This window comes from Azonexus sp. (assembly GCF_049652925.1).
Lineage (GTDB): Bacteria > Pseudomonadota > Gammaproteobacteria > Burkholderiales > Rhodocyclaceae > Azonexus.
The window spans coordinates 368,286-389,025 of the sequence record NZ_JBASFI010000040.1; the positions used below are offsets into that span (position 1 = coordinate 368,286).

Consider the following 20,740-nt stretch of genomic DNA (forward strand, 5'->3'; position numbering starts at 1 on the left):
GGAAGAGATCGTTCCCCGGTGGGACGGCCGGTCTTCAAAACCGGCAGGACCTGTCAAACAGGTTTGGGTAGGTTCGACTCCTGCTCTCTTCCGCCAAATTTCGTTGTCTGCCCGTCCGTGCCTTTGTCGCTCTCGCCTCGCCGTGCAAATCGCACTGTCTTCGGCTCGGCTTCGCGGCACGAACGACCAGTCAACGAAATTACTCCGACAAATTGAAATGGCCCACACTCCCTTTTCCGGCACCATCCCCGACGACCGCCTTTACTGCCCGCGCTACGACATGTGGGTGCAGGAAACCGCGGATGGCGAAGTGCTGATCGGCGCGACCAGTTTCGGCATTTTCCTGGCCGGCGAGATCATTGCCTTTACCAGCAAGCCGAAGGGGGCCGAGGTGGAGATCGGGCGGGGAATGGGCACGGTGGAGTGCCGCAAGACGGTGCTGGCGCTGCATGCGCCGGTGTCTTTTGTTTTGATCGAAGGCAACGACGAGGCCGAGGCGCGGCCGAAACTGGTCAATGTTGATCCCTATGGTGCTGGCTGGATGGCGCGTGCCCAGCCAAGCTCCTGGGCCGACGAAAAGCCGGCGCTGGTCGATGCCGAGGCGTATCGTCGGCACATCCTGAAAATCGAACCGGAGGCGAGCTTTGGCTGACAAACTGGCTTTCCTGATCTGGGCGGCGACGCCGGATCACCCGGAACTGGTGGTCACGCCGCTGGTTCACGCGCTGGCCGCGCGCGCTCTCGATGCCGAGGTTGAAATCCACTTCGCCGGGCCGGCTGTGCGTTGGTTGGTCAGCAGTGTGGCCGACGGCCTGTATGCCACGCCGGAGCGGGAAAAATCGATTGGCGAGTTCCTGCGTGAAGTGGCTGCCGAAGACGTTCGTCTGCTCGCCTGTGGCATGGCCCGTGCCGCCTGGGTTGGCGCGGGCGAGACCTTGATTCCGCAAGCCGGTGCCGCCGGTGCCACCGCCTTCGTCGCCCGCACGCTGAACCCGGCGTGGCGGACGCTGACTTTCTGATGGACAAGGCCGGGATCACCGGTGTCATCCTGGCCGGCGGGCTGGGCCGCCGCATGGGCGGGGTCGACAAGGGCCTGCAATTGTTGAATGGCAAGCCACTGGTGCGCCATGTTGCCGAGCGTCTGGCGCCGCAGGTCGGGCTGTTGGTGATCAATGCCAACCGCAGCCTGGCCGAATACGCCGCCTTCGGTTATCCCGTGCTGGCCGATCAAATTCCCGACTTCGCCGGCCCTCTCGCCGGCCTGCATGCCGCGCTGTCTGCCAGCATCACGCCGCTGGTCGTCACTGCTCCCTGCGACTCGCCCTTTCTGCCCTCTGATCTGGTCAGCCGCCTGCACGCCGGGCTGTCGGATTCGGGGGCGGATATCGCCATTGCCCGTGCAGACGGCCGTTTGCACCCAGTGTTTTGTCTGTGCCGGAAAACGCTACTGCCTCGCCTCGAGCGCTACCTGAAGGCGGGTGGCCGGCGGGTAGCCGAATGGTGCGCGGCGCAAGGGGCCTGCGAAGTCGATTTCGACGATCAGGTGGCCGCATTCGGCAATTTCAACACGCTACCGGAGCTCAGGGAGCGCGAGGACTAGTCTAACCTCCACCGCGCTGGGTCGCCCGGTCGACCCGCGACAGCAGCTTTTCGACAGCCGCTGCAGTGCCGTCGCACACGTTGATTTGAACATCCAACACGGCTAGTTCTAGCGCCCCGATTTTTCTCGGCGCCCGACTGGTCAGGGCGAAATGCAGACGTACGTTGTCGACCGCCACCAGCAGGCCATCCGCTGTCTCGCTGACGGCTGCGCCAAAGGCCTGGACCAGCGCCCGGCGAAACTCTGCCGGCGTGCTGTTCATCTCGCGTATCCGGCTGTCACTCCATGGAAAAGGCCGCTCAGCCACCGGCGATCGGTGGCCAGACGGCCAGGACATCCCCGTCATGCAGCTGCGTGGCCGCCCGCTCCCCCGGCGGTATGAAGGTGCCGTTGACCAGAACCAGGTGGGTCAGCTTGGTCGGCAGCGCAAAAGGCTGCAAAACGGCGTCGACCGCAGCATTCTCGGCAACCTCGATGTCCACCCGGTTATTCTTGCTGCCGGGGGGAAGGTAATCGCTCAGCGTGGCGTAAAGCTTGACGGTCAGGCGCATGGCTCAGCTGTTCGGGCGCTGGCAGGCGATATAGGCCTCGGCGAAACGGGTCGGGGTTTCGAGCAGTTTCTGTTTCCAGGCACCGAGCCGGGTTTTCCCCTGAATCAGGCCGCGCAGGGCGCCGACATGCTCGGTCAGGCCGACCGAAGTCGCGCCGACCAGGATATCGCCGGAGAACTGCAGGCTGATGTAGCGCCCGTTGGCCTCGTCGGATTGCTCGATGCCGTCGCCGTCAGCGACGCCCTGCCATTCACCGAAGGACGATGAAATCATGCCCATCGAGTCGAGCACGTTGATGGCCAGGACGCCCTTCATCCTGGCTGGCTGGCCGGCCATGTTGAGCGCGGCGACGCGCGCCTGGTCGGCGGCATTGGGCTGGATGGCGGCGACCAGATGGCGGCCGCTGAACAGGTCGGGCGCCTCGGCCACGTCGCCAGCGGCGTAGATGCCGGGCACCGAGGTTTGCATGCGGTCATCGACCAGAATGCCCTTGGCCACGTGTACCTTGGTGCCTTCCAGAAAGGCGACGTTGGGGGCGACGCCAGCGGCGACGATGAGCAGATCGCACTCAAAGTGCTCGCCGGTGGAGAGTGCCACGGTCAACGGGGATTTTTGGCCTTTTTCGATAAATTCGACGCCGGCCTTGGTTACCACGCGGACGCCCTGTTTTTCCACCCAGCACTTGATCATGCCGCCGGCTTCCGGCGTCATCATGCGCGGCACCATGCGGTCGCCCATTTCGACGACGGTCAGCTCGACGCCGCGTTTGACCAGCGCTTCCATGATGATGCAGCCGATGAAGCCGGCGCCGAGCTGGATGACGCGCGAGCCCGGTTTGGCCAGCTGGGCGATGGCCCGCGCATCTTCGAGCGTCCAGCAGGTCTGCACTTCCGGCAGGTCGACGCCGGGAATCGGTGGCCGGACGGGGTGCGAGCCCGTCGCGATGAGCAGGCGGTCAAAGTTTTCAAAATGACCATCGTCGAACAAAACCGACTGTTTTTCAGTATTCAGCGAGACCACCCGTCCGCGATGCTGGCGGATATTCAGGCGGTCGAAATGGTCGGCCGACTTGCGCAGGTAGGTGCCCGGCTCATCGATATTGCCTTCCAGCAGGTAGGGAATCGCCATCCGCGAATAGGGCGGTTCGGCCTCGTTGCCGACGAGGACGATTTCGTCGTCCGGCGCGGCTTTCCGCAAGGTTTCAGCGGCAACGACGCCGGCCGGGCCGTTACCCAAAATGATATGTTTCATGTTTCCTCTCCGATAGGGAAAGAAAAGCGGGGCGACGCCAGGCGCCACCCCGCTCAGGCAAGGCTACGCCGATTACAGGCCCAGACGTTCCAGCGTCGCCGTTTCCGGCACGCCTTCCGTGTTCCAGCCGCGGACCTTGTAGTACTCCGGCTTCATCTTGTCGAGGCCGTTGACCATGCCCTTGGCCGGGCCGGTTTTGGCCGGCTCGGTCTTCAGGCGCGGTGGCAGGTCGTCATCCTTGGCGGTGATGCCGGCGGCCAGATTGAACTGGCGCTCCATGTTCCAGATGCGCTCGCCAACCAGATTCAGCTTGTCCATCGACCAGTCGCCTTCGCAAGCGGCCTGGATTTGCGGTTGAACATCGGCCAGCGTCCAGGCGAAGCTGGTGAAGACACAAATGCCCGCAGCGTCGAAAACGCCGGTCGCGTCCTGGAAAGCCTTGACTAGTTCCGGCTTGCCATCGGTGGCGTGCGGATCGGTCTTGACCGGAATGCCGAGCACTTCGGATGCGATGGTATAGCCGCGCAGGTGGCAGGCGCCGCGATTCGACGTGGCATAAGCCAGACCGATACCCTGAATGCCACGCGAGTCATAAGCCGGGAATTCCTGGCTCTTGACGCTCATCGACAGATCGGGGCGGCCATACTTGGCGCACATACGGGCGCTGCCCTGGCCGAGTTCCTTGCCGAAACCTTCGCCGTGGGCGGTCATTTCGACCAGTTTGCACAGCGCTTCGGCCGAACCGAACTGGGCATCGACGCCAATCTGTTCCTTGGTAAGGATGCCCAGATCGTAGAGTTCCATCGCCGCGCCAACTGTCGCGCCGAAGGAAATCGGGTCCATGCCGTGCTCGTTGCAGAGCAGGTTGGCGTATTGCAGGGCCTCCAGATCGCCGACGCCATTGGCCGCGCCGAGCGCCCAGGCGGCTTCGTATTCGAGACCGCCGTTGGCGCCCCAGTATTGCGGGCTGTTCTTGACACTGAAATGGGTTTCGTCGATTTTCGAGATGCGTCCACAGGCGATGGTGCAGCCGAAACAGGCCGCGTTGGTGACGAGATGGGCCTTGCCATCGGTCGGCCGCTTTTCGTGCATGGCTTCGGCCGAAATCTTGCCGGCATCCTCGAACTGCACGTCGCGGTGATTGCGCGTCGGCAGGGCGCCCATTTCGTTGATGACGTTCATCAAGACCTGCGTGCCGTACTTGGGCAAGCCTTGTCCGGTCACTGCATTGTCGGCCAGTACCTTCTTGGCCGCCGTGGTTGCGGCGAGGAAGGCCGGGAAATCCTTGATCCCGGAAACACCCTTGGTGCCGCGAATGGCAACGGCCTTGAGGTTCTTCGAACCCATCACGGCGCCGACGCCGGAACGGCCGGCGGCGCGGTGCAGGTCATTGACGATGCAGGCGAAGAGGGCGAGATTTTCGCCGGCGCCGCCGATCGACGAAACGCGAATGAGCGGGTCCTGATGCAGGCGCTTGATGGTTTCTTCGGTTTCCCAGCAGGTCTTGCCCCACAGGTGGCCGGCATCGCGCAGTTCAGCCTTGTCGTTCTCGATGAACAGGTAAACCGGCTTCGGCGACTTGCCTTCAAAAATAACCATATCCCAGCCGGCGAACTTCATTTCGGCGCCAAAGAAACCGCCCGAATTGGAGCAGGCGATGGCATTGGTCAGGGCGCCCTTGGTGACCACGGTATAGCGGCCGCCGGTCGAGGCCATGGTGCCGGTCAGCGGGCCGGTCGACATGATCATCTTGTTGTCGGGCGACAGCGGATCGACCTTGGGGTCGATTTCTTCAACGAGGTATTTCGAAGCCAGGCCACGCGAGCCAAGGTAATCGTTGGCCCAGGCCATGTTCAGCGGCTCGGGGGTGCAGGTGCCGGCGGTGAGGTTCACGCGCAGGACTTTCTTGTTCCATCCCATGATCTCTCTCCTCAGGCAGCGACAGCGCTGGTATTGGCCTTGGCGGCCCAGGCACGCATGCGATCGAGCCCGGTCCAGTCGGCATCGACGTAGGTGATCGCGCCGGTCGGGCAAGCGCTGACACACTTCGGATCACCGCCGCACAGGTCGCATTTCTGCACCTTGCCGACATCGGCCATGTAATTGACCGTACCGAACGGGCAGGCGATGGTGCATACCTTGCAGCCGACGCAGGTGGCTTCCTTGACGATCTTGGCGCCGGTCGCGGCATCAATCACGATGGCTTCGACCGGGCAGGCATTCATGCACCAGGCGTCGGCGCACTGCGTGCAGGTATAGGGCACCTTGCGGCCCTCATGCTCGAAATCGAACACCTTGATCCGGGATTTGGATGGGTTGATGGCCCCGGTGTGCTCGTAAGAGCAGGCCATCTCGCACTGCAGGCATCCGGTACATTTGGCCGGATCGATGTGAAGCGACTTCTGCATGGTTGTCTCCTCCATGATTTGTTGGGTGTCGCTGAAACTGTATTTTAGTCATGCGCAAACGCACGTCTGAAGAGTGTCCTGCAAACACCTGGAGAAGTCATGCTGCAGTGCGGTATGCGACTGTTATAAAACGGGTTTTAGCTCCCTTGGCTAGCCCTTGGGTTGTACCCGTTTCGAGGTCTTTTTGACGCCGCCATTTTCAGTATCGAAATGAACCATGAAGTAGGTTTCCTCCATCGGCGGCATGCCTTCGATGCGCCATTCCCAGATTTCCTCGCCGAGGTTGGCGAAGAGCTGCTTGGTGGCCGGGGCGCCGAACAGGCGGCGGATGTCGTCCTTGCTCATGCCGACGCGGACCTTGCCGTAGTTGGCGTCATTGAGCACCTGTTCAATCTTGCTGATGACCTGGTTGCTGCTGAAGGTGATCATGTAGCAATTGGTGCCGTTCGGCTGCCGGGCGTATTCCCAGGTCGCCGTGCCGTCGTCGTTGTGGTGCACGAAACCCGGCTCGCCCATGCGGGTGCGGACTTCGCCCTGCGTCGTGATGCCGGGTTTCATTTCCTGCATGTTGACGTAGTCGCAGCCGGGCAGGGCGGCGATGAGGGCCGTCGCGGCAGTGGTGATCCAGGCGGGAAGTTTCATGCAGGCTCCGATAGAACGGTTCGATCAGGTTGTCGCTTTGCGCGGCTTGCTTTCATAATATCGGACTACCCTAATTTTCGGATATGCCGATGCTGCATCTCGACCCTCTCGCCGCCCACGCCCTGCTTCAGGAAAACCCGCAAGCCGTGCTCGTCGATTGCCGGACGGAAATCGAGCACATGTACGTCGGCCACCCGGCCGGTGCCGAGCATGTCGCCTGGCAGGAAGGACCGGACTGGGAGATCGATCCGGAATTCACCGACAAGGTGAAACATCTCGTGCGCAACGACCTGAGCCGGCCGGTGCTGATCATCTGCCGCAGTGGCCAGCGTTCGATCCATGCCGGTGATGCCCTCGAAACGGCTGGGTTCACCCAGGTCATCAACGTCCTCGAAGGTTTCGAAGGGCCGCTCGACGAGAACTATCACCGCGGTACGCTGGCTGGTTGGCGCTTCCGCGGGCTACCTTGGTTTCAAACGTAGGCGCTGGTGGAGCAGGGCGGCGAGGCCGCCGACCAGCAGCAGCCCGGCCATGCCGAACGCCATGGTCAGGGTCGAACCCCAGATGGCCGGGGCGATCAGGGCGGCAGAAATACTGTTGAAGCCTGACTGGAAGAAAGTCTGGCAGGAGGCGGCGAGACCGCGCTGGGCAGGGAACGGGTCGAGGGCGAAAAGGGTCAGGCTGGGCATGGCCAGCGACATGCCCGTCGTGTAGACAAATAGCGGCATGACGCTCCACGGCAGCCCCGGCGGCAGCGCGAGATTGATGATCAGGTTGAAGGCGGCGGCGCTCGCCATGACCATGTAACCGAGCAGGATGGTCCGACTCGGCGATATCTTGCCGGCTAGCCTGCCGGACAGCCATGAACCGAACATCAGGCCGCCCATCGCCGGGCCGAACAGCCAGAGAAAACCGGTTTCCGGGACGCCGAGATGGGTCATCAGAAAAACCGGCGCCGACAGTACGTACACGAAAAACCCGGCGAAATTGAGTGATACCGCCGCACAGGCGAGCAGGAAGGGCGGCGAGGTCATGACCTTCCAGTAGCTTGCGCCAAGGTAGGCCGGGCGTAGCGACTGACGTTTTTCCGGGGGCAGGGTTTCCGGCAGCAGTTTCCAGCAGGCCAGCCACAAGGCTGCGGTCGACACGACCAGAAAGGCAAAAACCGAACGCCAGCCAAACCAGCTTTGCAGCCAGCCGCCGATGACCGGGGCGATGGCCGGGGCCAGGGCGAACATCATGGTGATCTGCGACATCAGGCGCTGGGCCGGGGCGCCGTCGTACAGGTCGCGGACGATGGCGCGGCTGATGACGATGCCGGCACCGGCCGTCATGCCCTGCATTGCCCGCCAGAACCACAGGTGCTCAATGCGCGTGGCCAGCGTGCAGCCGGCCGAGGCGACGGCGAACAGGCCAACAGCAATGAGAATGACGTTGCGTCGGCCGAAACGGTCGGCAATTGCGCCGTGCCACAGCGTCATGACGGCGAACGAGAGCAGGTAGATTGACAGCGTTTGCTGCACTTCGAGCGGCGTGGCGTGCAGTTTTTCCGCTATTTCATGGAAGGACGGCAGGTAGGTGTCGATGGAAAACGGCCCGAGTGCCGACAGCGACGCCAGCAAAATGGCGATGCCGCGTGTTTCCCGCCGCGTCTGGTGTTCACCCACGGGCGAAACGTCGATACTGGATGGCCTCGGCGACGTGAGCGGCGCGGATGTCGTCGCTGGAGGCCAGATCGGCGATCGTCCGCGCGACTTTGAGAATGCGGTGCCAGGCGCGGGCCGACAGGTCGAGCTGGGTTGTTGCCTGTTGCAGCAATTTGTTGCCAGTCGCGTCGGACTGGCAGCCGGCGTCGACTTCCTTGGTGCTCAGCCGGGCGTTCGGCTTCTGTTGCCGGGTCTGCTGGCGATTCTGGGCTTGCTCGACGCGGGCGCGAACGGTCGCTGATGATTCGCCATCGGCCTTGCCGGCGAGGCTTTCGGCGAGCAGTGCGGGGACTTCGATGATCAGGTCAATGAGTATACGGGGCGAAACACTTGATGAGTATCCCAATTCACGCTTCCTTAAGGGTTTATCTTTATATCGAGCGTTCAACTATTCGATGAGAAGCGAATCGCTCCTATTTCCGTCGAGTGCTGGTGACATTAGATAATTCTAAACCTTGTGACTGGCAATGCTCATCATTACGGGGGAAGGCGCCTCCAATCCGAAATGTCGCGTAAGTTTGTTATTGAGATGGCATCAAGAGCTAACGCACCAAAGTTTTCAACGTTCCGGCTAGTATTTCTATATTGTCGATCGAGACATTCCGAACGCCATGCTCGCGATGTGCCACAAACGTCCCATTTAAGTCAGGTGCAGATCAGCCGCTTTTGGTATCGTCCGTTCTTGGCAAGAGGCTACTCGTTGGGCAGCCCCGTCGGCTTGGCAACGTCGTCGCCCGCCTCGGATACCTCGATGTGTGCCAAGAGAGCGAGTACGTCGATGTGCAAGGCATTCGCCAGCCGCTCCAGGCCATCGAGCGAGATATTGGTGACGCAACGCTCCAACTGCGACACATAGGTTCGGTGGAAATCCGCCAACTCGGCCATGACTTCCTGACTCAGGCCACGTTCCTTGCGTAGCCGCCGGAGGTTTTCCGCAACGCGCCGGCGAGCTTCCCCAACTGCTTGATTGTGATTCCCCATAGTGGACCAGAGAGTGGCCGCCTACGGGTTAAGTATCTACAGTCCATTAATCTACTGCTTTTAAATCTCAATCTGTAAAATAGCCATGTCATTTACTTAACCCCATTCGTTCCATCACTCCCTACCGGGAACGGTGAGAGCGAATTTCAGGAACGACCATGCAAATGCTTCGCCTCCTAGCGGTGCTGGCCATCGCCATCGTTGGATTTCCGGTCCGGGCCCAGAGTTTCACGACGGAGCTCAGCAGCGCCACCTATCAGCCAGGGTTGTTGCTGAAAGTCGTGCCGGTCTATTTGCTGCGTGCCGATGGGCGGTGGTCGGCCAGCCTGGCCGGCGACCTCCAGAATTTAGCCACCGAGTTGGTCGACATTTCTTTGGTGGACGGATCCGCCCGGGTACTTACCAAGCCGCCTCCCGGTGGCAAGCGGTTGTGCCTGACAAAGATGAAGGACCGGAGGGAGTTCGGCTACTTGGAATGCAATTCCGCCTTCTACTCGGTCAACAAGGGCTCGGCGGCGGCCGCCACATTGCTCCGTGGGGTCTTGAGCCTCGGCATCCTGACGGCGGCGGATGCGGCGTCGGGCAATACGTCTTTCACTGTATCCATCGACCAGCCTGCCCTTGACACGGCAGTTGCGGAGTCAAAGGCGGTCGAACTGGCCAAAGAGGCAGTGCCGCTGCTCGAATACCGGGCCTTATTCGCCAGAGCCACTTCCCCGCAGCAATTGCGCAGCTTTATCGCTACCTTCGAAGGCACCTTCGATCCAGAGTCGTTGGTAGCGAAAGCCAAGGAGAAACTGCCCACCTCCATCGCGCAGGACGAGGCGCGTATCCAGCAGAAGGCGGCGGAAACGGCGCAACGTGCGGAAGCTCAGCAGCAGCAGGAAATTCGGCGGCAAACCGAGGAAGAAAACTTGGTTGCATTCCGTAGCCGGCTTCGGCCCGGCGACCGGGTGGCAGCCAAGTGGCGGGATGGTCGCAACCTGCTCGTCGGAATGATCGTCGAAATGAAACCGCCCTTGGCCTACGTGCAATGGGAAAACGCGACACCCGCTGTGCAGTGGGTGCGCCTAGAGAGTCTGCTACCGTCCAGGTAGAACCTGAAATCTTAGCTGCTTATAGGTTTCTCACCGTCCGCCCCATCAAGCGACTTCGCTGCCCACCCCTAAAATTTACCAAATCGCCATTCCTTATAACTAGCGGCTCCTTTAAAGTGGGTTTCTTCGGGTTCAAACCCGTCTTGTTTGATCGGCCGCTTTTCTGACAAGGAATAGACCCCGATAATCCGCCCTGCCTCCAGCTGCAAACCCCACGTCGCTTTCCCTGTCATCGGGTCGTGGTAGATCTTGCGCAGGTAACGACGGAGCGGTCCTCTGCGTGCATCCAGCACCAAATCATCGAGATGCTCCGGATACTCATGCGACCCAGCTGGCGAGAGCGTTTCATAATAGTGAAGCAAGGCTTCCCGGAACTCGCGGCCAATGGCGAGCAATTGCACTTCCTGTTCCCGTCGCACCTGCGTTGCGTCAACCTCGATGACGGCTCCAATTCCAATGGACAGGATCATGACCAGGGCGAGCACCCAGATATACGCAAAACCGCTTTCTCGCCCCCCCTGCTTACAGTTGGCCATACTGCATGCCTGCATGCGTTGTTCCCGGCGCCCCGCTGTGCACATTTGAGATACCTGGGCGATCCTGCCGCTTCGATAGGTCGACTACCCAAGTCTGACTGGACTCCGTCATTGGATCAACCGGGACTGCCCGCAGGTAGCCCATATCTACCAACTCATCAAGCGTTCTCGGATAACGCCCCTTGTCTGCCAGGAACTTGTCGAGCACATGCCGCACCGTTCTCAGGTTTTCTTGAAGGACGACTTCCTTAGATTTATCGAGGGCGCCGAAATAGCGAGGAGTGGCAATCGTCAGCAACAGAGCAACAATGGCCATTACGACGAGCATTTCGATGAGCGTAAAGGCCCGTTGCCTGAACAAAGATCGCACGCGAGTTACCATTGACGGTACGGAACGCCGTTTAGGCCAACTGCTGTCGATCGCGTATAGATGTCAAACACGTCCTTGCCCGCCATGGGAAGCTCGGGGCTGGAGGTGTAACTGCGCACACCCCATGAATCCGTGGCCTTGGTGGTCGGATTGGCGGCAAAGGGGTCAGGCGGCAAGCGCCGCAGGAAGTAAATACGTTGACGGACCGGACTGCGCTGATCGATAACGCCGGATACCAATTCATCCAACGAACGAGGATAGCCGCTCTCTCCTGGTGGAATCATGATGCGCCCCTGTTCGGCCGCCCGCTTATAGGCATCGATCGCCCCACGAATCTCGACGAGCGCCAGGCGCAAGTCACGCTCCTTTTCGCGGCGAACACTGTATTCAGCAACTGGCACAGCCATCAATGCGAGGACCCCAAGAATCGCCAGGGTCATCATTAATTCGATAAACGTGAAGCCACGTGACCAGATTGGCATCAGCGCAGTGCCCCGGTTTCGAGCGGAGCGGTTGGCGGCAACGGACTCGGTATGCTGGGCGTCGGTGTGACGAGCGGTGCTGGCACTTGCACCGCCTCACGTGTCGTAAGGCGCAGACTGGCGGCACCAATACTGCTCTCCGTCCCGGATTCGAATTCGGCCAGCGCCAAGTCTTCCCGTCGGATTGAGCGCAGGATACGTGGGGTAATGGAGAGCAAAATCTCGCTACGCTGCCCGTCATCTTTCTGGCTACCAAACAATCGACCCACCACCGGCAGGTCACCCAGGCCAGGAATCTTGTTCGCCGTCTGGCGATCCTCGTCGTTGATCAAACCCGCCAGCACCTGGGTTTCACCATTGCGCAAGCGCAGCGTCGTGCTTGCCCCACGTGTACCGACCTGATATGCCAAGGTTCCCGATTTGCTGGTGATCTCCTTGGAGAGGTTCGAGACTTCCAGATTGATCTTGATGCCAACCTCTTCATCAAGATGCACATTCGGTTCGACTTCCAGCTTCAGACCGACATCCAGGTAATTGACCGATTCGGCGATAAACCCCGTCGACGTGGACGTAGTCGTAATGACTGGCACACGGTCACCAATCAAGATCTTGGCCTTCTCCTTGTTTTTGACGCGTATTCTCGGATTGGCCAACAAGGTTCCGTCCTGGTCCTGTTTATAGGCGTTGATTGATGTAGCTCCGATCGTTGCCTGCGTCGTATTGGCCGTCAAGTGACGCAACTGATTCAGCGTCAGCGCCGATCCGCTGGCAACAAGCGGCGCGAGAGACAACTGGTTCGGCCACTGGATACCCAGTTCCATCAGGCGGGAGCGTTTGACCTCCAGGATTTCCACCTCCAGCATGACTTCCGGATCGCTCAGATCCTGCAGGGCAACAATCCGTTCTGCCATGCGAATCGCATCCGGCGTATCTCTGACAAAAATCAGACCCAGGCGCTCATCGACCGACATATCGCGAACCTTGACGATCGTTTTGAGTGTCTCGGCCACTGCTTTGACGTCCGCATTGGCCACGTAAAAGGTACGCGTCAGCAAGGTCTGATACTCTTTCTGTTTCTGTAGCGTATTCGGGTAAATCAGCAGCGAGTTGCCATTCAGCACCTTCTGCTCCAGTTGGCTGGTCGCCAGAATGACGCGCAATACCTCTTCGACGGTTGAGTTTCTGGCCAGGATGGTGGTTTTTAGATCGGGGCGGATATCCTGATCGAAGAAGAAGTTGATCCCCGATACGGCAGCGATGACGTCGAAAACGGAACGCAGCGAGGCATCGCGTAACTCCAGTGAGATTGGCTTTCGGTAAGCGGCATCGAGGCGAAGCTCTGCCGCCTTGCTCGCCCGTATTATGGTGTCGACCGTCCTCTTCAGGGCCAATGCGTCTTTCTGCCGGGGATTTTCCGAGAGCACCGTCCTTATCCTGGCCTGCACCTCGGCGATACTTTGTTCGTCACCGGCCTTGAGTCGGGGTTCTACTTCAGCCAGTTCGACACGGTGGCGCCGGTCGGTATTCAGAGCGTCCAGGGCTTCGCGGACCAGTCCGGAACCGGAGTCATACTTCAGCGCATTGCGATAAGCGCTTTCTGCCTCATCGTCGCGTCCGGCCTGGCGTGCCAGGTTGCCGGTCTGCAGCCAGCGCAAGGATGCTTGCTGGCGTTGGTTGATCAGCACCATCCGGTATTCCGGATTGCGCGGCTCAAGACGGACGGCCTCCTCGAGACGAACCAGACCGCGATCCGTATCACCGGCAGCGATCAGGGCACTCCCATCGCGGTAGGCGAACATGCCGCCACACCCCGCCAGCAAGCTACTTGCTAGCAACAAGGCGAGCACGCGTAGCGCTCCCATGCAGCGGGAAGGTTTCAGGAAAAGCCAACGTGAGCAAGTCATGGTTCGGTCGCAATCGACAATGGCATCCCGATATCAAGAGTCTGGGTTTGCCGTAAAGGGAGATAGATCAGCGTCATGGTCGGCCCTTCGATCGCCTTGACTTCATACAGGTCATCGATAACGTCACCCAGGCGGGCCGTAAATCCTCGTTGCTCGTTTATCAGCAAGACAAACATGCCCCGCTGATCGACATAGCGGCCAAGCACACGAAACGGCAATGGCGGTGCCTGTGGTGGCGGAGGCGGCGGTGCCGGGACGAATTCAGGCGCGACGACCGGCGGCGTGGCAAAGAGCCCCAAAGAGCTAGCCGACTCGATTCGTTCATGCAGCATCAACGACGGTGCCTGTGTGGAGGGCGCCAAGCTGTCACCAGCGATACGTTCGATTGGCTGCACCAACTCGCCGCTAGGATCAGGGGACCAATAGGCCGCACCGAGCGTAAGCAATAACACGGCAAACAACGCGAACCGCTTGAAGTTCATCGATTGAACTCCGCGGTGCCGGGCGCACCTTTCAGATAGAAGAGCCAGGTCAGTTGGCCCTCGATATCCAGGGTATCGATCCTTTCGCGGGCCAGTTTCAAGCGAACTAGCGCCAATCCAGGATAATCTTTCAGGAGATGGCTGACCATCCCATGGAGTTTGTCCGCGTTCCCGATCAGGGTCATGCTGACCCTCAGCGTTTCGAACGCCTGGCTACCGTCCGCGTCGCGGTGGTACTCCAGATGATCGAGGCGCAAACCATTGTCCCGAGCCTGTTGCTGAAAGACGCTCAAGAGTACGGGAATGTCAGTGGCGGGGGACAGGATGCGCTCAAGTGCTGGCTGACCTTCTGGAGGCTTGTCAGTGGCCCGCTGAGGCGTGATGGGCTCACTGCTTTGCTCTGGGAGTTCCGCCAGCGTTTGGCAACGCTCGCTCAACAGCAGACTGGCCAGCAACAGGATAAGCAGCAATAGTATGCGTGCCATACCCAAGCCCCCAAAACGGGACAATGACCAATGCCAGGCCTGATGTAACGGCCAAGCGCTCCTCAGGGCGATAGCGCGCATTCGAGTCAGCGATGACATCAGTCCTGCCATGCAATCTCCAGTTCGAAACGCAATGGCTTGGCCGGATCAATCTCGACGATTTCATGGCGCAGCAGATCGATACGTCCGACATGCGGGCGAGCCGACAAGGCTTTCATGTAGGCAGAGACCTCATCCAGCCCCTTGGTCTGGCCTAGCAGATGGATTTCTCTTGTGGCACTCAGGGAGGCATCGGTATCGAGCTCGACCGATACGATCCAGATCAGCGTGGCATCGGAAGGGACCAAGCTGCGCAGAAGTTCATCCACCGGGAAATTGAGACGGCGAATTGCTTCCCTATTGCCATCATCGTCCCGGGCTGCGGTTAATTGTGACGAATCAGGCAAGGCAACTTGGGCTGTAACAGGTCGCTGTATTTGATCTGCGATCAGGGAGTGAACGAGCCCGACAGCACCTGCCATGCTCAGGATGGCAGCTACCAAGAAGGCAATCCATAGTTTCTGACCGACTTGACGCCTCTTTGTCAGACCGTGGTGTGCGAGCGGGTGCGTGCTATTAAAGGCTTGGCACGCCATACCGGTGAGGAGGTCACCTTGATCAGTGGCCAAGGCTGAGCTTAGCCAGGCCGGTTGCAAGGCCTGAATTTGCGGCGTCTCCTCAATTGCTTGCTGGCTCAGGTTCAAAAGACGCAAGGGGTGCGCAGCCTCGAGCCCGGGATAACACAGGCAGGTGCGCTGACAGATCAGGGAAGCATCCGCCGGATCGGCGATGAATTGCCGGTGGCCCAGTGGCCTGATGGAAGATTTGGTGACATGAAACAGGCGCAGCCAATTCCCTTCGAGCAAACCCAGCGTCCCTGTAAAACCATCCCGCTGTCTGAGTAGATCGATACAGGCCGTACTCAGGGGCTGAATGCCGAGCAACACGCATCGCGTGCGGTCGGCAAAGTACCTGAGCGTGGCCAGCAGGGCGTCTGGGTAGCGTACAACCCAACAAGGTTCGCCATAGCGACGATCATCAATATGGACGATATCTTCTGTCGCGACTTCATAGCCAGCCATAGCAAAGCCGTCGCTCAAATAGGCCGGCGCCGTATCGCGGCGCAGCAAGGCATCTGACCAGGGCAATACATCAAGGGCTAACCAGTGATCTGAAATCAGCACCTGAAGTGTGCAAGAAACTGGCTTCGACTTGAGAGAAGCGCTGTCCAAGACAGCGAGCAATTCATCCAATGTCCGCGACAAGGCCTGCTGTCGAGTCTCCTCGGGTTGGGGAGAAATTTCGAACTCGATGGCTCCGCTATGGGTCTCGGCATGTGCCGGTACCGGCACCCAGACTAACCGGCGGGCACCGATGACCAAGGTAGCGCTTGAGCGTTGCTTAGCTGGCCACACGGAAAAGCTCCGCCAGGGTGGTTTCGCCCCGGGCAATCATACTCAGCGCCACGGTCTGCATGCTCACCAGGCCGCGCTGCTGCGCCATCTGTTTCAGGGTGGTGATGGGTGATCGTTGCGCGATGTGTTCGCGCAGCACGTCATCCAGCACCAGAACTTCGGCGATCGCTTTACGGCCTCGATATCCGGTACCGCGGCAATGGGTACAGCCGTGTCCAATCCGGTACTGCCAGCTTTGCCATTCGGATTCCGGGATGGCCAATCGCTGCACGAGACCAGACTCCGGCACAGCCGGTACCGCGCAATGCAAGCAATTCAGGCGCATCAGGCGTTGGGCGACAATGCCGTTCAGGGCCGCTGCAAAACTATAAGGATCGACCCCCATGTGCATGAAACGGCCCAGTACGTCATAGACGTTATTGGCATGAACCGATGTCAGGACCAGGTGCCCCGTGAGCGCTGCCTGAACGGCAATCTGTGCCGTTTCTTCGTCGCGAATTTCGCCGACCATGATCTTGTCTGGATCGTGACGCAACAAGGAGCGCAGTCCGCGCGCGAAGGTCAGGCCTTTCTTCTCGTTGACCGGAATCTGGAGAACACGAGGGAGGCGATATTCGACCGGATCTTCGATGGTGACGATCTTGTCGCGCCCGGTGTGAATCTCGGTGATGGCCGCATAGAGCGTCGTGGTTTTACCGGAGCCGGTTGGGCCGGTCACCAGCAACATGCCGTGTGGTCTCGCGGCAAGGTCACGGACATGGGCCATGCTGGCGCTATCCAGCCCTAGATGATCGAGGCGGAGCGTCTGGGCGGCCTCTGTCAGGGCACGGCGATCCAGCAGGCGAAGAACGGCATCTTCGCCAAACAGGCTGGGCATTATGGAGACCCGGAAATCAATTTCCCGGGCATTGACGCGAACCCGGAAGCGACCATCTTGCGGTACGCGCCGTTCGGCGATATCGAGTTCGGCCATGACCTTGATGCGCGAAACGATTTGGTCGGCCATAGCCATCCCGGCCACGCGAGTAATGGGCACCAGGACACCATCAATCCGGTAATGAACTTGCAAGCCCTCCTCATCACACGCCAGATGGATATCACTGGCTTGCAGCTTGAGTGCGTCGTAGAGGGTCGAATTGACAAGTTTGACGGCCGGGCGATCATCGGTTTCGATTGAGGACAGGGTAATGACCGGAATGTCATCCTCGATGAACAATCCGCTCTCCTGAACGTCGAATCGATCGATGGCCTGGATATCCGCTTCCTGCTCCGCCAGGTAAATTGCCAACTCGCCCGGACTGGTCAAACCGACTGAGAAGTTGGTAATTTCCTGTCGATCCAGTTGTCGGCGTACCCAACCCTCCTGGCTGATATCGAAGGGATCGCTCAGGACAAGGATAAATCTTTCGGAATCGGGCAAGGTCAGAAGCAAAAGGGAGCGATTGGCGGATTCCCGATAGGCGATGAGATCAAAGCGCGGTATTGCTTCCCGGAGTCGCTCCAGCGGCATTTCGGCATAGGAGAATGCAGACGCCAAGGCGGCTCGGCAAGTTTCGGCAGGCCAGGAAGCCACGACCTGTAGCGACGCCGGCAGCGACAATCCCTGCTCGAAAGCATGCTGCCGAGCACCGTCCAGAAGTGCCGAGGAAATCGGAGGGGCAACCCCACCCGACAGGGTCTTGTTATCGAGGCTCACTGCAGGCTGCCTGCCAACTCGAAGATGGGTACATAGAGCAGAACGACAACCGTCCCGATAACCAACCCGATGGCGACCATCAGTAGCGGTTCCAGCAGGCGGGATGCCCAATCCACCCAGCGGGAGAATTCCTCATCATGAAACTTCGCGGTTCGTTCCAGCATCCGTGCCATCTGGCCGGAACGTTCACCCACCTTGATCAGTGAATCGGCTACAGGCGTCGAGAGTTGATGCTGGATCAACGCAGCAGACAGGCTCTGTCCGGACTCGACAGCTTCCCTAGCTGATTGCAGGCGTTCCCTGGCGCCATTCCCGAGCAGGCCGGAGACCATGACCATGGCCTGCGGCAAGGCGATGCCGGAGGTAAGCAAGAGGCTGAGACCCCGATAGAAGCGAGCGAGCTGGAAGACATGTATCTGTCGCGCCAGCCAGGGAAGACGCATGAACCCACGGGCCATCGATGCACGTGCCGTAGGACGGCGAAGATAGGCATACGCGCTGAGCGCGCCTGCCGTAGCCCCCGTGATGATTTCCAGGCTGTAGCGATGAATGAACTGTCCAAAGGCAAGGAGCGCGGAGGACGTCCACGGCAACTCGCGACCAGCGGACTCGTAGACCGTGCTGAATTTCGGCACAACATAGCCCAGCAGGAAGAGCGAGACGAAACCACCGACAAGCAAAAGCATAGCCGGGTAGATTGCAGCGGAAACCAGTTTTTTACGAATATCGTCAAATTGCTGCTGGTAGGCAATGTAACGGGTCAAGGCCTGAGCCAGGTCGCCGGTGCGTTCGGCCGCCCGTACCGTCGCAACGTAGATTTCCGGAAATGCTGCGGGGAGTTGTGCCAGTGCCGTTGAGAAGCTGAAACCTTGGGCGAGCGCTTCATCGAGTTGGAGGACAACCTGCCGGTGCGCGGGGCTAGATTCCTTGGCCAGAAGCGTATGGATCACCTCGGTGAGCGTGAGACCGGATTCGAGGAGGGCCAGCAATTGCTGGCTGAACAGCAGCGTTGGGAAGCGGGAAACAAATCGACCAACGTCGGCCGATTTTGGTGCGATTTCCTGCTGTGAGACGATTTGTAGTCCTTGGGCAAGGGCTCGCTGGGCAGCACCGGTAGCCTCCTGAGCCGGGTAGGTACGCGTGACAAGATTCCCATCGGGGCGGCGCAGGACCAAACGGATTTCTCCTCCCGTCTCCTGCCTATTAGGACAAAAAACAGCCTGTGACCTTGATGTTGCAGCTTCCATGAGAGTGAGGCGTGTTATCGGAAGGAGATGTCGGCGTTGTCACCGTCACCACCTTGACGACCGTCCTTGCCATAGGAAAGCAGATCGAAGTCCTGGCCTGTCGTCGAGGGCGTCCGATAGACATAGGGCTTGCCCCAGGGATCAAGGGGGACAGCCTTCTGGAGATAGGGGCCGTTCCATTTTGATTCTGAAGTCGGGCGAGTCACCAAGGCGTTCAAACCCAGATTGGTCTCTGGGTAATGTCCGGTATCTAGCCGATACGCATCTAATGCTCGGCCGAATCCCTCAATCTGGGCCTTGGCGGTGCCTCGCTCTGACTTGCCTATCTGAGAAAAATAACGGGGGCCAACGTAGGAGGCCAAGAGGCCGATGATGACGATAACGACAAGTAACTCCAATAAAGTAAATCCAGCCAGTACAGATTTGTTATTTCGAAAAAACTGCATCGGTCGGCCTACACACCCCACTAATTAATAAGTTGTCAAAGTATCTAGCATCGGCATATTGATCCCAGAAGGCTAAACCGTGAAAAGCTTCCAGAAAATCTCGAATTACACCTGAGCCTTCGATAATTGCTCCAATATAACCGCTGTTTCTAAGTCGTTCAATTGGAAAAACGTCCGAAATATTTAAAATATCTCCGCTAGAGAAAACCTTCCATTTTCCATTATCCAATAAATCCCTAGTTGTAATCTGAACAGAAATAATATTTAAATTATCCAGCTTGGTTTTAGCATCCGGAATTTGATCAAGGAGTCTCGAAAAAAATACGCACAAGACACTATCCATGCAATTTTTTTCTAGGCTAATTATTTGCCCAATTGCGAATTTATCTTTTGCAAGCGGAACCATAAAATAATCGCCGTCTTTCCAGACTTGTTTTCTTTTTGCCAATTTTTTCACCGTTTTATATTATTCACCTACACCAGCACTATATCTTTGCTCTGACATTTGGTGACGTTTGTTAGTCAACTCCCCACCTTCTCGCTGAATCCCTCCTCGCTCGCGAATATTTTTCTCTTCCAAACGATCAAGTTTTTTCCCTGGTTCTGCCCGTCCAATTATTTCAAAGCGATGTTCCACTCCTTCTGATTGATTGTGTTCTTTTTTACGCGCAATGAACCTGTCATCCGATTTTGTCTGACCGACATACTTCTCCCCCGACTTTGGATTTGTACGCAAATAAACAATTCCTTCGTCAACAGACTTTATCGACTTTCCTGCTTCAATTCCACGTGCAGCCTCAACTCCATGAGCAACCCGAGCAGCTTTCAGCGCCTGCCCCGTGCCTGGAACAGGGCTTGCGACGCCAACCACGCTTAAAGCCACATCAGCGACAGCAGCACCAACCCCCACCCCGGAGTACATTGCCAAACCAAGTTTTCCAAGGTCATACATCAGGAACGCTACATCCAACGGACTCCGCCCATCCGGATCAACAAACTTGTACGGATTGTTGTTGGCGTAGGCATAGCGGTTGAAGCTATACAGGTCGTTGGGATCGACCTCCTTCGGATCGATGGCAGTAAAGCGCCCCAGTACCGGATCGTAGTAACGAGCTCCCATATAGGAGAGTCCAGTGTTGCCGTCGTACGGCTTTCCCGCAAAACCCACCTTGTTGTTAGCGCTGGCCGCCGAGTTGGTCAGCTTCTCGCCATAGGGACGATAGGATTCCTTCCAGACAACTTGCCCTGCTGCATTGGTCGCCAGCATTGGCGTACCAGACACATCGTTGTGGAAGTAGGTGGTGGTATCCGTTGCAGCCGCAGCCGAGGTGGCAATGACTGCACCAAGAAGAAGGGCTGCCGAACGCTTCAGGCAACTGCTCAGAATGTTTTTGATCTCCAT

General features: G+C 58.8%; 26 protein-coding genes and 1 tRNA gene. 6 read left to right on the plus strand and 21 right to left on the minus strand.

The features are described 5' to 3' along the window. From WBK19_RS20395 to mobA, 4 genes are all read left to right on the plus strand, one after another. Positions 1–96: transfer RNA gene (locus tag WBK19_RS20395), tRNA-Sec, on the plus strand. Between the two features lie 121 nt (positions 97–217). After that, positions 218–652, plus strand: coding sequence for a glycine cleavage system protein H (locus WBK19_RS20400; protein WP_511292901.1), 435 nt, complete (start codon positions 218–220; stop codon positions 650–652). After that, on the plus strand, positions 645–1,019 hold the full coding sequence (locus tag WBK19_RS20405; RefSeq protein ID WP_511292902.1) for a DsrE family protein: 375 nt from the start codon (positions 645–647) through the stop codon (positions 1,017–1,019). Before WBK19_RS20400 ends, WBK19_RS20405 begins: the two co-directional genes overlap by 8 nt. Then, entirely contained in the window at positions 1,019–1,600 is a 582-nt protein-coding gene (gene mobA / locus WBK19_RS20410) for a molybdenum cofactor guanylyltransferase MobA (RefSeq protein ID WP_511293095.1), read from the plus strand. The genes WBK19_RS20405 and mobA overlap by 1 nt, the downstream gene beginning before the upstream one ends. 1 nt (position 1,601) lies before the next feature. On the opposite strand, the gene WBK19_RS20415 is transcribed toward mobA, so the two are convergent. The 6 genes from WBK19_RS20415 to WBK19_RS20440 all read right to left on the minus strand — a co-directional run bounded on the left by WBK19_RS20415 (position 1,602) and on the right by WBK19_RS20440 (position 6,452). Then, a complete protein-coding gene (locus WBK19_RS20415) occupies positions 1,602–1,862 on the minus strand; it encodes a hypothetical protein (RefSeq protein ID WP_511292903.1) in 261 nt (86 codons plus the stop codon). 37 nt (positions 1,863–1,899) lie between these two features. Next, the gene (gene thiS, locus WBK19_RS20420) at positions 1,900–2,151 is read right to left on the minus strand and encodes a sulfur carrier protein ThiS (RefSeq protein ID WP_511292904.1); all 252 of its coding nucleotides are present in this window, start codon (positions 2,149–2,151) and stop codon (positions 1,900–1,902) included. Between the two features lie 3 nt (positions 2,152–2,154). Further along, a complete protein-coding gene (locus WBK19_RS20425; protein WP_511292905.1) occupies positions 2,155–3,402 on the minus strand; it encodes an NAD(P)/FAD-dependent oxidoreductase in 1,248 nt (415 codons plus the stop codon). Positions 3,403–3,474: 72 nt separating this feature from the next. Next, complete coding sequence (locus WBK19_RS20430; protein ID WP_511292906.1) at positions 3,475–5,322, minus strand: aldehyde ferredoxin oxidoreductase family protein; 1,848 nt, start codon at positions 5,320–5,322, stop codon at positions 3,475–3,477. Between the two features lie 11 nt (positions 5,323–5,333). Continuing rightward, complete coding sequence (locus tag WBK19_RS20435; RefSeq protein ID WP_511292907.1) at positions 5,334–5,810, minus strand: 4Fe-4S dicluster domain-containing protein; 477 nt, start codon at positions 5,808–5,810, stop codon at positions 5,334–5,336. Positions 5,811–5,960: 150 nt separating this feature from the next. Further along, on the minus strand, positions 5,961–6,452 hold the full coding sequence (locus WBK19_RS20440) for a hypothetical protein (protein WP_511292908.1): 492 nt from the start codon (positions 6,450–6,452) through the stop codon (positions 5,961–5,963). Positions 6,453–6,541: 89 nt separating this feature from the next. Here WBK19_RS20440 and WBK19_RS20445 point away from each other — a divergent pair, with 89 nt between their 5' ends. Beyond that, the gene (locus WBK19_RS20445; protein ID WP_511292909.1) at positions 6,542–6,934 is read left to right on the plus strand and encodes a rhodanese-like domain-containing protein; all 393 of its coding nucleotides are present in this window, start codon (positions 6,542–6,544) and stop codon (positions 6,932–6,934) included. On the opposite strand, the gene WBK19_RS20450 is transcribed toward WBK19_RS20445, so the two are convergent. The 3 genes from WBK19_RS20450 to WBK19_RS20460 all read right to left on the minus strand — a co-directional run bounded on the left by WBK19_RS20450 (position 6,914) and on the right by WBK19_RS20460 (position 9,139). Continuing rightward, positions 6,914–8,119: a multidrug effflux MFS transporter gene (locus WBK19_RS20450; RefSeq protein ID WP_511292910.1), complete on the minus strand. Its 1,206-nt coding sequence runs from the start codon at positions 8,117–8,119 to the stop codon at positions 6,914–6,916. The two genes, WBK19_RS20445 and WBK19_RS20450, sit on opposite strands and share 21 nt — an antisense overlap. Further along, the gene (locus tag WBK19_RS20455) at positions 8,112–8,504 is read right to left on the minus strand and encodes a magnesium chelatase subunit ChlI family protein (RefSeq protein ID WP_511292911.1); all 393 of its coding nucleotides are present in this window, start codon (positions 8,502–8,504) and stop codon (positions 8,112–8,114) included. The genes WBK19_RS20450 and WBK19_RS20455 overlap by 8 nt, the downstream gene beginning before the upstream one ends. A gap of 347 nt (positions 8,505–8,851) precedes the next feature. Continuing rightward, on the minus strand, positions 8,852–9,139 hold the full coding sequence (locus WBK19_RS20460) for a helix-turn-helix domain-containing protein (RefSeq protein ID WP_511292912.1): 288 nt from the start codon (positions 9,137–9,139) through the stop codon (positions 8,852–8,854). Between the two features lie 158 nt (positions 9,140–9,297). Here WBK19_RS20460 and WBK19_RS20465 point away from each other — a divergent pair, with 158 nt between their 5' ends. Continuing rightward, complete coding sequence (locus WBK19_RS20465; RefSeq protein ID WP_511292913.1) at positions 9,298–10,236, plus strand: hypothetical protein; 939 nt, start codon at positions 9,298–9,300, stop codon at positions 10,234–10,236. A 68-nt stretch (positions 10,237–10,304) separates the two neighbouring features. Here the strand turns inward: WBK19_RS20465 and WBK19_RS20470 are convergent, their stop codons facing one another. The 12 genes from WBK19_RS20470 to WBK19_RS20525 form a co-directional block, all read right to left on the minus strand. After that, a complete protein-coding gene (locus WBK19_RS20470) occupies positions 10,305–10,772 on the minus strand; it encodes a type II secretion system protein (RefSeq protein WP_511292914.1) in 468 nt (155 codons plus the stop codon). Next, complete coding sequence (locus WBK19_RS20475; RefSeq protein WP_511292915.1) at positions 10,759–11,142, minus strand: type II secretion system protein; 384 nt, start codon at positions 11,140–11,142, stop codon at positions 10,759–10,761. Before WBK19_RS20475 ends, WBK19_RS20470 begins: the two co-directional genes overlap by 14 nt. A 5-nt stretch (positions 11,143–11,147) precedes the next feature. Continuing rightward, the gene (locus WBK19_RS20480) at positions 11,148–11,624 is read right to left on the minus strand and encodes a type II secretion system protein (protein WP_511292916.1); all 477 of its coding nucleotides are present in this window, start codon (positions 11,622–11,624) and stop codon (positions 11,148–11,150) included. Continuing rightward, positions 11,624–13,528: a secretin GspD/PilQ domain-containing protein gene (locus WBK19_RS20485; protein ID WP_511292917.1), complete on the minus strand. Its 1,905-nt coding sequence runs from the start codon at positions 13,526–13,528 to the stop codon at positions 11,624–11,626. The genes WBK19_RS20480 and WBK19_RS20485 overlap by 1 nt, the downstream gene beginning before the upstream one ends. Next, positions 13,525–14,010: a hypothetical protein gene (locus WBK19_RS20490; RefSeq protein ID WP_511292918.1), complete on the minus strand. Its 486-nt coding sequence runs from the start codon at positions 14,008–14,010 to the stop codon at positions 13,525–13,527. Before WBK19_RS20490 ends, WBK19_RS20485 begins: the two co-directional genes overlap by 4 nt. Then, on the minus strand, positions 14,007–14,606 hold the full coding sequence (locus WBK19_RS20495; RefSeq protein ID WP_511292919.1) for a hypothetical protein: 600 nt from the start codon (positions 14,604–14,606) through the stop codon (positions 14,007–14,009). The genes WBK19_RS20490 and WBK19_RS20495 overlap by 4 nt, the downstream gene beginning before the upstream one ends. Continuing rightward, on the minus strand, positions 14,594–15,916 hold the full coding sequence (locus WBK19_RS20500) for a PilN family protein (RefSeq protein ID WP_511292920.1): 1,323 nt from the start codon (positions 15,914–15,916) through the stop codon (positions 14,594–14,596). The genes WBK19_RS20495 and WBK19_RS20500 overlap by 13 nt, the downstream gene beginning before the upstream one ends. 19 nt (positions 15,917–15,935) lie before the next feature. Beyond that, on the minus strand, positions 15,936–17,645 hold the full coding sequence (locus WBK19_RS20505) for a GspE/PulE family protein (protein ID WP_511292921.1): 1,710 nt from the start codon (positions 17,643–17,645) through the stop codon (positions 15,936–15,938). Further along, positions 17,642–18,820 (minus strand): type II secretion system F family protein, encoded by a 1,179-nt coding sequence (locus WBK19_RS20510; protein WP_511292922.1) that lies wholly within the window; start codon positions 18,818–18,820, stop codon positions 17,642–17,644. The genes WBK19_RS20505 and WBK19_RS20510 overlap by 4 nt, the downstream gene beginning before the upstream one ends. Before the next feature lie 86 nt (positions 18,821–18,906). Then, positions 18,907–19,338, minus strand: a complete 432-nt coding sequence (gene gspG / locus WBK19_RS20515) for a type II secretion system major pseudopilin GspG (RefSeq protein WP_511292923.1) — start codon at positions 19,336–19,338, stop codon at positions 18,907–18,909. Then, positions 19,319–19,786 (minus strand): Imm26 family immunity protein, encoded by a 468-nt coding sequence (locus WBK19_RS20520; protein ID WP_511292924.1) that lies wholly within the window; start codon positions 19,784–19,786, stop codon positions 19,319–19,321. Before WBK19_RS20520 ends, gspG begins: the two co-directional genes overlap by 20 nt. Positions 19,787–19,804: 18 nt before the next feature. Continuing rightward, the gene (locus WBK19_RS20525) at positions 19,805–20,740 is read right to left on the minus strand and encodes an RHS repeat-associated core domain-containing protein (protein ID WP_511292925.1); all 936 of its coding nucleotides are present in this window, start codon (positions 20,738–20,740) and stop codon (positions 19,805–19,807) included.

Coding starts and splice junctions, on each gene's coding strand:
- WBK19_RS20400 (WP_511292901.1), top strand. CDS start 218: ATGGCCCACACTCCCTTTTCCGGCACCATCCCCGACGACCGCCTTTAC.
- mobA (WP_511293095.1), top strand. CDS start 1,019: ATGGACAAGGCCGGGATCACCGGTGTCATCCTGGCCGGCGGGCTGGGC.
- WBK19_RS20415 (WP_511292903.1), bottom strand. CDS start 1,862: ATGAACAGCACGCCGGCAGAGTTTCGCCGGGCGCTGGTCCAGGCCTTT.
- thiS (WP_511292904.1), bottom strand. CDS start 2,151: ATGCGCCTGACCGTCAAGCTTTACGCCACGCTGAGCGATTACCTTCCC.
- WBK19_RS20425 (WP_511292905.1), bottom strand. CDS start 3,402: ATGAAACATATCATTTTGGGTAACGGCCCGGCCGGCGTCGTTGCCGCT.
- WBK19_RS20430 (WP_511292906.1), bottom strand. CDS start 5,322: ATGGGATGGAACAAGAAAGTCCTGCGCGTGAACCTCACCGCCGGCACC.
- WBK19_RS20435 (WP_511292907.1), bottom strand. CDS start 5,810: ATGCAGAAGTCGCTTCACATCGATCCGGCCAAATGTACCGGATGCCTG.
- WBK19_RS20440 (WP_511292908.1), bottom strand. CDS start 6,452: ATGAAACTTCCCGCCTGGATCACCACTGCCGCGACGGCCCTCATCGCC.
- WBK19_RS20445 (WP_511292909.1), top strand. CDS start 6,542: ATGCTGCATCTCGACCCTCTCGCCGCCCACGCCCTGCTTCAGGAAAAC.
- WBK19_RS20460 (WP_511292912.1), bottom strand. CDS start 9,139: ATGGGGAATCACAATCAAGCAGTTGGGGAAGCTCGCCGGCGCGTTGCG.
- WBK19_RS20465 (WP_511292913.1), top strand. CDS start 9,298: ATGCAAATGCTTCGCCTCCTAGCGGTGCTGGCCATCGCCATCGTTGGA.
- WBK19_RS20470 (WP_511292914.1), bottom strand. CDS start 10,772: ATGGCCAACTGTAAGCAGGGGGGGCGAGAAAGCGGTTTTGCGTATATC.
- WBK19_RS20480 (WP_511292916.1), bottom strand. CDS start 11,624: ATGCCAATCTGGTCACGTGGCTTCACGTTTATCGAATTAATGATGACC.
- WBK19_RS20485 (WP_511292917.1), bottom strand. CDS start 13,528: ATGACTTGCTCACGTTGGCTTTTCCTGAAACCTTCCCGCTGCATGGGA.
- WBK19_RS20490 (WP_511292918.1), bottom strand. CDS start 14,010: ATGAACTTCAAGCGGTTCGCGTTGTTTGCCGTGTTATTGCTTACGCTC.
- WBK19_RS20495 (WP_511292919.1), bottom strand. CDS start 14,606: ATGGCAGGACTGATGTCATCGCTGACTCGAATGCGCGCTATCGCCCTG.
- gspG (WP_511292923.1), bottom strand. CDS start 19,338: ATGCAGTTTTTTCGAAATAACAAATCTGTACTGGCTGGATTTACTTTA.
- WBK19_RS20525 (WP_511292925.1), bottom strand. CDS start 20,740: ATGGAGATCAAAAACATTCTGAGCAGTTGCCTGAAGCGTTCGGCAGCC.